Annotated in this window: 11 protein-coding genes; 6 read left to right on the forward strand and 5 right to left on the reverse strand. The window is 69.9% G+C overall.

Annotated elements, in window-relative coordinates; all coding sequences use genetic code 11:
• Positions 1-33 precede the first annotated feature (33 nt).
• Positions 34-1443, reverse strand: a complete 1410-nt coding sequence (locus Pka01_RS23435) for a bifunctional cytidylyltransferase/SDR family oxidoreductase (RefSeq protein WP_203885007.1) — start codon at positions 1441-1443, stop codon at positions 34-36.
• A gap of 98 nt (positions 1444-1541) precedes the next feature.
• Between Pka01_RS23435 and Pka01_RS41325 the strand changes: the two genes are divergently transcribed.
• From Pka01_RS41325 to Pka01_RS23465, 6 genes are all read left to right on the forward strand, one after another.
• A complete protein-coding gene (locus Pka01_RS41325; protein ID WP_275414499.1) occupies positions 1542-3134 on the forward strand; it encodes a CDP-alcohol phosphatidyltransferase family protein in 1593 nt (530 codons plus the stop codon).
• 28 nt (positions 3135-3162) lie between these two features.
• Complete coding sequence (locus Pka01_RS41330) at positions 3163-3768, forward strand: DUF5941 domain-containing protein (RefSeq protein ID WP_275414500.1); 606 nt, start codon at positions 3163-3165, stop codon at positions 3766-3768.
• A 133-nt stretch (positions 3769-3901) separates the two neighbouring features.
• Complete coding sequence (locus tag Pka01_RS23450; protein WP_203885009.1) at positions 3902-4633, forward strand: phosphocholine cytidylyltransferase family protein; 732 nt, start codon at positions 3902-3904, stop codon at positions 4631-4633.
• A gap of 83 nt (positions 4634-4716) precedes the next feature.
• Positions 4717-5757, forward strand: a complete 1041-nt coding sequence (locus Pka01_RS23455) for an iron-containing alcohol dehydrogenase family protein (protein ID WP_203885131.1) — start codon at positions 4717-4719, stop codon at positions 5755-5757.
• Complete coding sequence (locus tag Pka01_RS23460; protein WP_203885010.1) at positions 5735-6493, forward strand: CDP-alcohol phosphatidyltransferase family protein; 759 nt, start codon at positions 5735-5737, stop codon at positions 6491-6493. Before Pka01_RS23455 ends, Pka01_RS23460 begins: the two co-directional genes overlap by 23 nt.
• A gap of 190 nt (positions 6494-6683) precedes the next feature.
• Positions 6684-7574: a glycosyltransferase family 2 protein gene (locus tag Pka01_RS23465; protein ID WP_203885011.1), complete on the forward strand. Its 891-nt coding sequence runs from the start codon at positions 6684-6686 to the stop codon at positions 7572-7574.
• 53 nt (positions 7575-7627) lie between these two features.
• Here the strand turns inward: Pka01_RS23465 and Pka01_RS23470 are convergent, their stop codons facing one another.
• The 4 genes from Pka01_RS23470 to Pka01_RS23485 form a co-directional block, all read right to left on the reverse strand.
• Entirely contained in the window at positions 7628-8398 is a 771-nt protein-coding gene (locus tag Pka01_RS23470) for an acetoacetate decarboxylase family protein (protein ID WP_203885012.1), read from the reverse strand.
• Positions 8399-8500: 102 nt separating this feature from the next.
• A complete protein-coding gene (locus Pka01_RS23475) occupies positions 8501-9637 on the reverse strand; it encodes a glycosyltransferase family 4 protein (RefSeq protein WP_203885013.1) in 1137 nt (378 codons plus the stop codon).
• Between the two features lie 119 nt (positions 9638-9756).
• The gene (locus Pka01_RS23480; protein WP_203885014.1) at positions 9757-11433 is read right to left on the reverse strand and encodes an acyltransferase family protein; all 1677 of its coding nucleotides are present in this window, start codon (positions 11431-11433) and stop codon (positions 9757-9759) included.
• Between the two features lie 356 nt (positions 11434-11789).
• Positions 11790-13781 carry an LCP family protein gene (locus Pka01_RS23485; protein WP_239115233.1) on the reverse strand — a complete coding sequence of 664 codons (1992 nt, stop codon included), beginning with the start codon at positions 13779-13781 and terminating at the stop codon, positions 11790-11792.
• Positions 13782-13803: the final 22 nt, after the last annotated feature.

Below are 13803 nucleotides of genomic sequence, written 5' to 3' on the forward strand. Positions count from 1 at the left end.
TCCGGCAGGCAGGCGAGGACGCAGGGAAGCCGATCATCGCGTGAGGCGGACGTCCACCACCTGTCCCGTGCGGTCCGACAGCAGGACGTCGAGGCCGGTGCGGGCGACCGCCTCAGGCGCGATCTGTCCCGCGGAGTCCGGCGAGGGCGCGACAGGGACGGCGGAGCCCGCCCGGTCGTAGTTCAGGCAGTTCACCCGCACGCCCTGGGCGGCCCATTCGTCGGCGAGCGCCTCGGCGAGGTTCACGACCGCGGCCGTCGCGGACGCCTGGAGGCTGTGGCCTGCCCGCCCGTGGGTGTGCGCGGACGAAACGCAGAGCAGCAGGTGCCCGCGGGACTCGGCCAGATAGGGGAGCGCGGCCCTGGCGACGGTGACCGGGCCGAAATAGTCGACCGCCACGATCTCGGCGAGCGCGGACTGGCCGACGTCGGCCAGCATGCCGGTGTGCGTGGCCGACGCGACGTTCACGACGTGGTCGATGCGGCCGGTCTCGGCGTGCACGCGCGCGAGCGTCTCCTCCACGGCGCGGGCGTCCTCCACGCGCACGCCGCCGCGGCCGCGTGAGAACGAGCGGACCGTCGCGCCGTAGCCCTTGGCGAGGTCGGCGAACTCGGCGAACTCGGTCCCGAGGCCGTGCCCGCCGCCGAAGACCACCAGCGTCCGGCCGTCGAGGCCGCGGCGGCACTCGTCGTCGGTGAGGGCGGGCGCCGCCCGCCCGCGCAGCCGGAAGAGCCCGTCCGCGATGTACGCGTCGACCGGATGGGTGACCTTCATGTTCTGCTCGCTGCCCGTGACCAGGTGGATCGGCACGTCCGGCAGATAACGCAGGACGACGCCGCAGTCGTCGGTCGCGGGCCGCTCGGCGAAGCCCGGGTCGGCGAAGGCCCGCCGATAGGCCTCCCGGACGACGGACAACCGGAAGCACTGAGGCGTCTGCCCTCGCCGGAGCAGTGAGCGGTCGGGGATCTCCCTGACGGTCTCGCCGTGCGGGCCGGGGGCGGCGACCAGGACGGTGTCGGACGACGGGATCACCACGTCCACGGCCTCGTGGTGGCGGAGCGCGGCGACGCACTCGCTGATCACCCGCGGCTCGACGAACGGCCGGACGGCGTCGTGCAGCAGCACGTCGCACTCCTCGTCGCCCAGCGCCTGCAGGGCGCGCCATGTCGACTCGCTGCGGCTCGCGCCGCCTTCGAGGATCTTGGTCACCTTGGCGTAACCGTTCCTGCGCACCAGGTCGGCGGCCTCGTCGACGAAGCCGGGGGCCATCAGCACCACGACCTCGTCGACCTCCGGATGGCCGTCGAACGTGTCGAGCGTGTGCTCGATGATCGTCCTACCGGCGATCTTCAGCAGCTGCTTCGGCGTGTTCAGGCCCATCCGCTGCCCGATACCTCCGGCAAGCACCACTCCGACCGTCCGAAGGCGTGACTCCGCGATCATGATCTCCTCCCCACCTGACCATACCCGCGTCAGGAGAAGGGCAAGGCGATTGCCACGTCGTGATCACTCGGTTACGTTGCGATGTGACTCTCGGGGGGGTGGTCGAGCTGGGAAGCGGGAACGTGATGGGCGCAGATCTGACCAGGCACGGTGTCTCGGGCGATTCCGGCAATATCGTGTCTCGTGCGGAGGCCGCCCGGAGTGTGGCGGTGGTCCTGGCCACCACACCTCTCGCCGGACTGGCCTGCGCGGGGGGCAGCCTCCTCAGCCGGCTGACCCGCCAGCTGATCCTGCTGCCGGTCCGGGACGTCCACGTGGTGACGCGGGGCGACGACAGCTTCGCCGGCCTGGACGGCATGACAGGGCTGAAGGGCGCGGGCGAGTTCCGGCACACCGTCGTCGCGAGCGACGGGCTCGCCGAGGACCTGCGGATCGTGGCGAAAGTGGCCAGGTCGTCCACGAGCGCTGTGGCGGTTCTCTCCGGAGACGTGGTCGCCCACACCGAGGCGCTGGCCGTCCTCCTGGAGCATCCGTCGAGGGGCACCGGCGCCATCGTCGGCGACGGGGAGGCGGGACCGCTCCGCCCGCCCGTCAGGACCGAGTGGAGCACGGTGGTGTCCGCGGGCAACTCCTTCCATCAGGTCGAGTGGCCCAACGGCACCTTCCGCGGAGTCCTCCAGGTGGGGGAGGCGCATCTCGCGAGCCTGGCCGACGTGGCCGACGAGCTCGCGGAACTCGCGCAGAGCCGGCGGCTCGGTCGCGCCGGTGACACCGAGGTGGCCGAGCTGCTGCTGACCGGGCTCGTGCGCGCGGGAGTGCCCGTACGCGCCGCCGCCATCGGCCCGCTGCACTGTGAGAGGGTCGCCGGCCAGATCGCGGCGGACGACGCCGTTCAGCGGCTCGCAGAGGTCGACGAACAGGCCGCCCGGCTGGACGCGGCGGTCAAGACCGGCGACGGCTTCTTCGCGACCTACTGCGTCAGTTCGTGGTCGCGGCACCTCGTACGGCCGGCCGCGCGGCTGAGCCTCACGCCCAACGCGGTCACGGGCATCTCCATCGGCCTGGCGGCCATCGCCGCCCTCTGGTTCTCCGAGGGCCAGCGGGTCGCCATGCTCATCGGCGCCCTCGCCCTCTACCTGTCCTTCGTGCTCGACTGCGTCGACGGCCAGCTCGCGCGCTACACCCGGACGTTCTCGCCGTTGGGGAACTGGCTCGACGCGATCTCCGACCGGGTGAAGGAGTACGTCGTGTACGCCGCCCTCGCCGTCGGCTACGCCGCCGCTCCCGAAGGGCCGCGCGGCATCTGGGCGATGGCGGTCGCGGTGATGATCCTCCAGACGATCCGGCACCTGGTCGACTTCTCCTACGCCGGGTCGGTGGCGGACGCGGCCAGGGCGGCGGACGACACGAAACCGGAACGTTCGCTCGCCGTCCCCTGGGACGGGGCGCCGGGAACACGTCCCCCGTCCGCCGGGGCCGCGTCCGTTCTCGCGCTGTCCCGGCGGCTCGACTCGGGCGTCGCCTACTGGCTCAAGAAGATCGTCGTGCTGCCCATCGGGGAGCGGATGGCGCTGATAGCCGTCACGGCGGGCCTGTTCGACGCCCGGGTGACGTTCCTCGCCCTGCTCGTCTGGGGCGGTGGGGCACTCCTCTACACGCTCGCCGGCCGGATCGCGAGGTCCTTCGCATGATGCGAGGCAATTCATGATCTCCGTACAGATGACGCGCGTCCCGCGCAGCGCCGTGGTGGCCTACCGCGACGACGGGCTGCTCGCCCGGGGCATGGGCCTGCTGGTCGTCGGCCAACTGCCCCCGCTCTTCCCGGCGGTCGTGGGGGCCTTCGTGACCGGGGTCCTGCTGGTCATGGGGGTGGCAAGCGTCGACGACGTCGCCGTGTTCGCCCCCGCGGCGACGCTGCTGCTGGCCGGCGCGGGCAGCTCCCACCGGCACGACGGGCGGCTCGACTGGCTCGTGCCGCCGATCCTGCGGCTCACCGAGTACGGCTTCGTCGCCTCGATCGGCTTCGCCCGGTCCGTGCCGCCGCTGCTCATCATGGCGGTGCTCGGCGCCATGGCCTTCCACCACTACGACATCGTCTACCGGGTGCGGCAGCACGTGTATCCGCCGCACTGGCTCGCCCCGGCGGGACTGGGCTGGGACGGCCGCATGCTGGTCATCGCCGCCGGAGGCCTGTTCGGCGTGGTGACCCCGGACTTCTGGATCCTCGCCGTCTATTTGTGGGGGCTGTTCCTGTGGGAGAGCCTCACGTCCTGGCTCGCCGCACCCCGGCGGGCGGAGGTGGCGGGCGCGATGGAGCCCGGCTGAGCCGTGTTGCGCGCACACACCGGTGCGGCACGCGTGGTTAACTACAAGCCAACTCTGGCTTACACAATCAGGACCAAAAGCCAACTAACCTTTGAGGTTACTGTCTGACGGTCGACCTCGAGGAGTGCGGAAATTGCTCGGAATGGTGCTGGCAGCAGGGGCTGGACGCCGCCTGCGGCCGTACACCGACACCCTGCCCAAGGCATTGGTGCCGGTCGACGGTGAGACCACGATCCTCGACATCGCCCTGCGCAACCTCGCGCAGGTCGACCTCCGCGACGTGGTGGTCATCGTGGGCTACCAGGCGCAGGCCGTGCACGAGCGCAAGGCCGACCTCGAGCGGCGTCACGGGGTCACGCTGACGCTCGTCCACAACGACAAGGCCGAGGAGTGGAACAACGCGTACTCGTTGTGGTGCGCGCGCGACTACTTCGGGCAGGGCGCGTTGCTGGTCAACGGGGACACCGTCCATCCGGTGTCCGTCGAGCAGACGCTGTTGTCGGCGGACGACGGCGGGGACATCCTGCTCGCGGTCGACGACGTGAAGTCCCTCGGCGACGAGGAGATGAAGGTGACCCTCGAGGACGGCCGCCTCAAGAGGATCACCAAGCTGATGGAGCCCGCCGAGGCGTACGGCGAGTACATCGGCGCGACGCTGATCAGGCCCGGTGCGGCGGACCGGCTGGCCGACGCGCTCAAGACGACGTTCGAGCGTGACCCGCAGCTCTACTACGAGGACGGCTACCAGGAGATGGTCGCCCGTGGGGAGAAGATCGCGGTCGCGCCGATAGGCAAGGTCGACTGGGTCGAGGTGGACAACCACGACGACCTGGCGAAGGCCCGTGAGATCGCATGCCGCTACTAGGAACGCCGGGCCGCCCGGCTCCCCGACCCCGCGCGCACGACACTCTCGCCGCCTGAGGAGTTCTCATGCCGATTCTGGCAAGGATGCTCCCCGCCCCCCTCACGATGGAGGTCCGGCGGGGCGCGATAGCGCAACTGGGCGCGTTGCTCGCCGACAGCCGGGTCGCCACCTCCGGCCGGGTCGCGGTCGCCGTGGGCGCGAGCCAGGGCGACAGGATCGCGGAGGTCATCGCCCCCTCGCTGGGTGAGGCGCGGGTCTTCCGGGTGCCGGACGGCACCGTCGACGCTGCCGTCTCACTGGGCGCCGACCTGCGCAAGGGCGCCTACGAGGCCGTCGTAGGAGTCGGCGGCGGCAAGACCATCGACGCGACCAAGTACGCCGCCTCGCTGGCCGGCATCCCGATGGTCGCGGTGGCGACCAACCTCTCGCACGACGGCATCTGCTCGCCGGTCGCCTCCCTGATCCACGAGGGCGGGAAGGGCTCGTTCGGCGTGCCCATGCCGCTGGCGATCATGGTCGATCTCGACTTCGTGCACGACGCGCCGGCCGCCCTGGTCAGAAGCGGCGTCGGCGACGTGGTGAGCAACCTGTCGGCCATCGAGGACTGGCACCTCGGCGCGGCCGAACGCGGCGAGCCCATAGACGGGCTGGCGATCTCCATGGCGCGCACCGCGGCTGAGGCGGTGCTCGGGCGGTCGGACTCGATCGAATCCGACGCCTTCCTGACCGTGCTCGCCGAGGCTTTGATTCTCTCCGGCATGTCTATGGTCATCGCCGGGTCAAGCCGCCCGAGCAGCGGCGGTGATCATGAGATCCTGCATGCTGTGGATCAGCTTTACCCCGGAACGTCCAATCACGGCGAGCTTGCCGGGATCGGCGCGGCGTTCTGCTTCTACCTCCGCGAGGACGCCCGCCGTCTCGGCGAGGTCGCCGGGTGCCTCAGGAGCCACGACCTGCCCGTCGTTCCGGGGGATGTCGGCCTGACCCTCGAGCAGTTCACCGACGCGGTGATGCTGGCTCCGAGCACGCGGCCCGGCCGCTACACCATCCTCGAGCACCTTCGGCTTTCTGAGACCGAGGTCCGCGCGAAAGTTGAGGGATATGTCCACGCCGTCGGTCGCTGAGCTCCGCGCGGTCGCCCAACCGCAGACCACGATGGACCGCCGCAGCGGCGAACACTGGGCGGGCCTGCTCTACATGAGGCACCTGTCCATCTACGCCACCTGGCTGCTGGCCAAGACGCCCATCACGCCCAACCAGGTCACCGGCCTGATGATCGTGGCCGGGGTGGCGGCGGGAGCCGTCCTCGCCCTGCCGGGCCTGTGGGCGGCGCTGGCGGCGGCCGTGCTGATCCAGCTCTACCTCCTGCTCGACTGCTCGGACGGCGAGCTCGCCCGGTGGACGCGCCGCACGTCGATCACCGGCGTGTACCTCGACCGGGTCGGCCACTATTTCGCCGAGGCCGCGCTGCTCATCGGACTGGGTTTCCGGGCCTCGGAGACCGTGCCCGACTGGTACACCATCCTCGGTTTCGCCGCCGCGCTGGGCGCGATCCTGATCAAGTCGGAGACCGACCTCGTGGACGTCGCCAGGGCCCGCTCGGGCCTCGTGGCGGCGACCGAGACGTCGGCGGGGGAGTTCACGTCGAGCCGCCTGGGCCTGGCCAGAAAGGTGGTCGGGGCGCTCAAATTCCACCGGGTGATCCAGGCCATCGAGCTGTCGATCATCGTCGTGATCGCCGCGGTGCTGGACTTCTGGTTCCCCGCCACGCGGATCCTGGTCGTCGCGTGCGCGATCATCGCCGCCCTCCAGCTGATCCTGCATCTGGTGAGCATCCTCGCCTCGAGGCGGCTCACGTGATCAGTCCCACCTGTACGTATCGGACCGGCGGCCGGGGGAAAACCGGTCGTCCGTACATGCGTGGTTCGGTAGGGGTTTCCCGGGAGTTCCGATACTCTTATTTTGCAGTAAATAAGGCGGATTCCGGATTGCCCGGCCATACAGACTCGGTGATCATGAAATCGTATGTAGCCGTCCCGATGCTGAGGCGATGACGCCGGTGAAGCTTTCATGCGTCATCCTCACCATGGGCAACAGGGTCGCCGAGCTCGACCGGGCGGTCGAGTCCGCGCTGACCCAGACCGACGGCGACGTCGAAGTGGTGATCGTCGGCAACGGCGCCGACGTGCCGGAACTGGCCGCCGAGGTCCTGCCGGGATCGGCGGCCGTGGTCAAGACGGTGCGGCTCCCCTACAACGTCGGCATCCCCGAAGGGCGTAACCGAGGCGTCCAGGAGTGCTCGGGGGACGTCGTCCTGTTCCTCGACGACGACGGCTGGTACGCCGACTCCAAGGTCGCCGCGCACGTGCGCGAGAGGTTCACCCACGAGCACGATCTGGCCGTCATCTCCTTCCGGGTCATGGAGCCGGAAGGAGGCTCGGTGCAGCGGCGGCACGTCCCGCGGCTGCGCGCGGGCGACCCGGAACGGTCCTCGCCCGTCACCACGTTCCTCGGCGGCGCGTGCGCGATCAGGAAGTCCGCCTATCTGCAGGTCGGCGGCTTGCCGGAGAGCTTCTTCTACGCGCACGAGGAGACCGACCTGGCCTGGCGGCTGCTCGGCGAGGGTTACCGCATCGAATACGACGCCGTGCCGGTCATGTACCACCCTCTCGTGGCGCCGAGTCGGCACGCCGAGTTCTACCGGATGAACGCCCGCAACAGGGTCTGGCTGGCCCGGCGGAACCTGCCGTGGCCACTGGCCGCCCTGTACCTGTTCAACTGGATCGCATTGACCGTCGCCCGGGTGCGGGCGACGAGCGCGCTCAAGGCCTGGTTCCGCGGGTTCGGGGAAGGGCTGCGCCAGCCGGCGGGCGAACGCCGGCCGATGGCCTGGCGCACGGCCTGGCGCATGCTGCGTCTCGGCCGTCCGCCGATCGTCTAGATCGGTCTAGATCCGTCTAGATCCGTTGAGATCCGCGGCGGCGGACCGCACGGTCAGTCGCCCGGCGGCCGCGGAGACGGCAGTGGAGACGGCAGGGGACGGGCCTCGCCGACCGACATCGACAGATTGCTGATCGAACTCGTCATCAGGGCCCGCTTGGGCAGCCCGAGCTCGCTCAGCTCCTTGGCGACGGGATGGTTGCCCAGCCGGATCAGCGCACCGCCGGGCCGGGCACGGATTCCCCTGGGCCGCATGGACCACGGCACGCATCGGGTGACCCCGTCGAGATGCGCGTAGGCCTCAAGCGCGAGCGGGCCCGTCCCCGGAAGCGGTGTGCCCGGCCGGATCAGCAGATCGATGACCAGCCGCCCGTCCTTGCGGAGGATGCACCGCTTGTACGGCGTGTCGAGCCGGACGTCGATGTCGGCGAGTTCCTTGGGGAAGCCCCAGATGGACCGCCCGGCCTCCAGCGTCAACCTCCGGTCGACGGGAAGCCAGTGGACGAAGGTACCGAAGCCGGCCCCGCGCATGTCCCTGACGCCCGCCAGGGGGCCGCGTGGCGGCGGAGCGTGCGCCTCCGGTGGCCGTACCAGGAAGACCACGCCGAACTCGTGGTAGGCCTCCAGAGCCGAGTCCCGGTACGCCGCGAAAACCAGCGTGCAGGCCGCCTTTCCCGGCATGAGCTCCGTGACGTCCATCCCCGAGTACGCGAGGACGGCCCGGGCGGCGTCGGCCCGTACGAGATAGGTCGCGCTGCACACCGTGGCATCGCGGATCTCCAGCGGGATGTCGACCCGGCGGCCCAGGATGAGATGGCTTGCCATGCTTCCAGTACAGCAAGCGGGAGTGACCTGAGGGTAGCCGCCATGCTGCCAGGTCATGCTGTCAGGCGGCCTGAACCGGCTCGATCAGGCGGCCCCGCGCGGTCAGACCGGCAGGATGCGGCCGGGCTGCCGCGCCTGCGACGCATCCGGAGCGTCGGCCCAGCGCTCCAGGTGGCCGACGAACTCGCCGGACACCAGAGGCCAGTGGTAGTGGTGCAGCGCCTCGAAATACCCGCGCGCTCCCATCGCGTTGCGCCGCTCGGCGTTGTCGCGGAGCCGGAGCACGGCCTGCGTGACCGAGGACACCACGGACTCCACGTCGCCGAACGGGACGATGGTGCCGCAGTCGACGCGTCCGACGAGCGAGGCGGCCCTGGTCAGCGGCGTCGTGATCACCGGGATGCCGCGCGCCATGTATTCGATGACCTTCGTGGGCGTCGAACCCCGGTAGTTCGGCAGGTCGTGCAGGAGGGACAGGCCCGCGAGCGCGCCCTCTGCCATCCTGAGCGCGTGCTGGTTGGGCACGTGGCCGAACCAGTCGAGGACGCCTTCCCGCTGGGCGTCCCGCAGCAGGGGCCTGATGTCGGCGTCGGCGGGACCGATCAGGTCCAGCCGTACCCCGTGGCCGCGGAGCCGGCGCGCGATCTCGATCATCTCGATCGCGCCGCGGGCCTGGGCGAGCTGGCCGATGTAGACGATCCGGTTGTCGCCCGGGGGCGGGGGAGGGGTGTCCGGCACGTACGTGAGGTTGGGGATCACCGGATGGTCGCCCACGAAGCGTTCCCGGTACGACTCCTCGGCGAGGAACAGGTGCATCCGGCGCTCGGCGCGGCCCTCCATTCCCCTGACCAGCGGAGGAAGGATGTTCCGCACGGGGTCGGGGAGATACGTCTTGGCCTCCATCGCCGCCGCGGTGTCCTCGTGGACGTCCCAGACGGTCGGCGGCCTCTTACGGGGCAGCGCCAGCAGCAGCTCGATGTCGTGGATGAGAAGGATGTCGGCGTCCTTCACTCCTCTTTTCAGCGCCGAGCGGGCGGCTCGGATCGCCTTCCTCCGGTGCAGGCCCACGGCACGAGGGACGTCGATGGGCCGGATCTCCGGAGGCGGAGTCACGTTGCAGTGGGTGAACGGCGCGATGAAGGTGACCTGGTGGCCTGCGTCGAGCAGCGCACGGATCTGCCGATGGGTGATCCGTGCGTCCTCCGGATGATGGACGATCGTGCCGACACATACCCTCATAAGGGGAGGCTTGCCGTCCGGTCCGAAGTGTCTGAATGCGCCGGGTGAATGGCCGCCGAACTGCTGCTTAATTTCTGCTGCTCAATTTGCCGCTGCCGCCCGCGGGCGGCAGCGGAGGATCACGCCGACTGCTCAGACCTCCGATAGAGCCAGCTGACGCGCGGCTCGAGCAGCCACTTGAAGAACGTGCGCGTGATCGGCATGCACAGCACGATCGCCAGCGCGAAGCAGGCGCTCGCGATCGCGGCCACTCCGAGCGGGCCGAACAGCCACGGGGCGCTCAGCCAGCCCATCTCCTTCGCGATCATCACGGGGATGCCGTGCAGGAGGTAGCAGTACAGCGTGCGCGTGCCGAGGTCGGAGAACCACGTATCGGACCGGGGGATCAGCGAGAGCACGGCGGCCGACATCGTGAGCGCGGCGACGAGGAGCGCCATCCGCAGCACCATGCCCTTCCACCAGACGAGGTGGAGGTCCACGTAGCTTTGGCTGTAGTAGATCGGGCCGAGCTTGATCGAGTAGTTCTTGACCAGGTAGACGGCCACGGCGGCCGCGCCCGCGATCACGAGGACGGAAAGGACCCTGACCCACGTGCGGGCGAGGAACTCGAACAGACCGGGCTTGATCACCAGTCCCAGCACGAAGAAGGGCAGGAGCCCGAAGAACCGGTCGATGCTGAAGTCGCCCGACAGGTCGGTCATGCCCGCGACGACGTAGATGATCACGGCGATGAACAGGGGGAATCGCACACGCTGCCAGACGGGCGTCGACAGCCGCCACAGCAGCAGGGCGAGCAGGTACCAGTTCAGCCAGGCGGGATCGGTGATCGAGATGCTGAACTTGTGGCCGAACGCCGTGCGGAGCGCGGCGTAGCCGATCTCGACGACGACGTACGGGATCAGGAAGTTGTCGATGAGCTTGGTGGTCTTGGTGCTGGAGTTCCAGAAATTCCTGGACAGGTAGCCGCTGACGATGACGAACAGCGGCATGTGGAAGACGTAGATGAACAGGTAGGCCGCGCGGGACGAGTCGGCCGCCAGGGTCGGGACGAGCGAGTGGCCGGTGGCCACGAGCGCGATCAGGATGAACTTGACGTTGTCGAGGAAGGGCTCACGCGGCCGCTTGCCCTGAGGCGCGGGCGCGGGCTCCTGCTCGGTCTCCTGCCCGTCCCATCCGGCCGGCGGGGCCGGGCGGGTGCGCTGGGCGAACTCCTGGGGGAGCGGTCCCGTCCCCGTGGCCGTCTGGGCCGGCGCCGACGGCCACGGCGGCAGGGAGGGGTCCTCGGCGGGCAGGTCGCGCATGGGCCTGTCCCGCATCGGCCGGGCGGGCCTTTCCGGGGCCGCGGTGCCGGCGTCGGCCGCCGGCCGGACGGCGCCTCCGTTTCCCTCCTGAGCAGTCCTGCTCCACGGGTCCCACTGTCCGCCGGGCGCGCCGCCCTCGGTGGTCTCCGGCAACCGCAGGCCACGTGGATCCCGGGCCGGGGGCCGCGACTGGGCGGGGAAGGCGTGCGGTCCGGTGCCCTGGAGGGCCCACGCTCCCGATGTCTCCGCCGAGCGTGTGTCCGGCCCGCCGTCCCGGGCGGAGGCGGCGAAGTAGTCGAACCCCTGAGCGGGCGTCTCCTGATTCGCCGGGCCGGCCGCCGCGGCTCCACGCTTGCGCGGCTGCCGTACGGGCAGCGGGGGTTTGTCGATCGGAGCGGAGGCGTCGCGAGCGGGGGCCGTGCCGGGCCGGCGGCCGTCCTGCGCATCGAGTCTGTCGCCTCGTGGCGGCCGGTCGCCCGTGATGCGGCTGATCACGCCGGTGGGTCCGTCTTCGGCATCGGGGGTGACGCCTGATCCCGGGGGCTGAAGCGGAGATTGGTGGCGGGAGTCACTCACGAGAGAAACGCTCTGCTATCTGTCGGGGGATCGGCGGTTGCTCATGCGGGGCGGATCCTGGAGATCTGCGGCGCGCGGCCCGTATCGGACATTAGCGAAGGCGCCCTCACGGATCAGCCGAATGGGTGAACAGGGCGCGTTCACCGGTTCTTTACCTTAACGTCCCCCGGATCGGATGTCGCGCACGAGCTGAAACGTGATCCATCTGACACCGGTTGACTGGAGTGGTCAAGGAAACTCGCCGGGCGGGTGGTGTCCCGCCCGGCGGGTTCACGTCAGCCGGCGCAGATGTTGGTCTTGGACGTCACCGCGTCGGCGCCGCCCACCTTGAGCGGGATGCGGATGCCCTTCCAGTCGGCGCCGACGACCAATGAGATCGTCGGGCCGCTCGCCTTGGCCTTCGGGCCGGGCGGAGGCTTGGACGGGGTGTACTTGGTCGACGGGGCGCTGGCCGTGACCTTGCCGATCTCCGGGGCCACCTCGTTGAGCAGTTTCCCAGTGAGGATCTTGGAGGAGGCGGCGCCCGCGCCCTCGTAGCGGACCAGGGTCTTCGGCTGGTCCGCGCCGCCCGCCTTCGTGGCGTTGCCGACGCTCACGACCTTGAAGCCCTGCGCGGTGAGTTCGTCCGCGACCTCCTTGCCCTTGCCGCCGGTGTTGGTGCCGTTGTACACGGCGATCCTCACCTGCTGGGGCTTGGTGATCGGTTCGGTCGCCGATGTGCCGCCTGTGTCTCCGCCCGTGCCGCCGGTCGTACCGGTGCTCGTGCCGCCTGCGGGCGCGGTCGCCTTGGCGGGGCTCGGCGTGGCGCTGGCGACCACGGTGTCGCCCTTGATCGCGTTGAACAGGTTGTTCGCGTCAGGCTGCTTCCACTGCACCCGGTTGGGGTCGGGGGTGTACGGCTCCCACGGCACCGTGGTGGCCTTGAAACCGCTCGCCTTCAGCTTCTGCGCGCTCTGCGCGATCTGCAGGATCTCTCCCGCGTTGAGCGCGTCGTCCGTGGTCACCGATTCGGCGGCGGCCTTGATGAAGCCGTTGAGCTTGCCGACGTCGGTGAGCATCGAACTGCTCGTCGCCTTCTTCACGACCTGCGAGATGAAGATCTGCTGGCGCTTGATCCGGTCGATGTCGCTGCCGTTGCCGAGTGAGTGCCGGGCCCGGACGTAGGCCAGTGCGGTCTCACCCTTCACCGTCTGCGTGCCGGCCTTGAGGTGGAGCTTGGCGTCGTCGTCGTCCACGTTCTTGGGGACACAGATCTCGATGCCGCCCAAGGCGTTCACGATGTTCTTGAAGCCGGTGAAGTCGACCTTCACGTAGTGGTCGACGGGAATCCCGGTGAGGGTCTCGACGGTCCGCCGTGTGCAGATCATCCCTCCGTCGGAGAACGCGGAGTTGATCATGCCGAGGTGGGCCGGCGTGGTGGTGCCCTTGTTCTGGGTGCTGTGGCACTCGGGGATCTGCACCATGGAGTCGCGGGGGAAGCTGATCAGTGTCGCGCCGTCGCGGTTGGGCGCGACGTGCAGCAGCATGATCGTGTCCGTGCGCTCACCATCGTTGACGAGGCCCTTGCCGTACTTCGCGTTGTCCCCGGCCCGGGTGTCCGAGCCCACCAGGAGCACGTTGATCGCGCCGGTCTGGTTGACGGGGCGGTTCTTGTCCAGGTCGTCGGTGGAGGCTCCGCGCTTGATGAGGCCGAACGTGTCCCGGTAGACCTTGTACGCGGTCAGCGTGCCGAGGACCAGCAGGCTCGTGAGCACGATGCTGACCCAGCCGACCACGCCGAGGCGGCGCTTCGCGCCGTCGCCGGACTTGCCGTCCGACGGGTCGTAGCCGTCCAAGCCGTTCCCGTATCCGGTCGCGAGCTCGGGCTCCGCGGAATCGCCGCCGCGCCCCTTGCCGCGTGCGCGGCCGGAGCGGGCGCCGACGCCGGCGGACGCGAACTCGTCCTCTTCCACGCGGCCGCGCCGACGGCTCCGCTTGGGCGCGTCGTCCTCGTAGAGGTCGTCGTAGGCGTCCCTGGCGGGGGGCACGTCGCCGGAGCGCCGGCCGCGGGGCGCCTTCTCGTAGGAGTCGGCGCCGAACGAGTCGTCCCCGTAGGAGTCGGACCCGAAGAAGCCCGACCCGCGGTCGTCGGCCCCGAACGGGTCGGCACCGAAGCCGTAGGAATCCTGGCCGAAGTGGTCCTGGCCACCGCGGGGATCACCCCAGACCCTCTGGTCGCCTGAGGGGGGCGTCGGGTCGCCCGGGGAGACGCGACGGCGGTCGCTCACAGGGCCTCCTTCGTCGGGTCGA

The organism is Planotetraspora kaengkrachanensis (assembly GCF_016862895.1).
GTDB lineage: Bacteria > Actinomycetota > Actinomycetes > Streptosporangiales > Streptosporangiaceae > Planotetraspora > Planotetraspora kaengkrachanensis.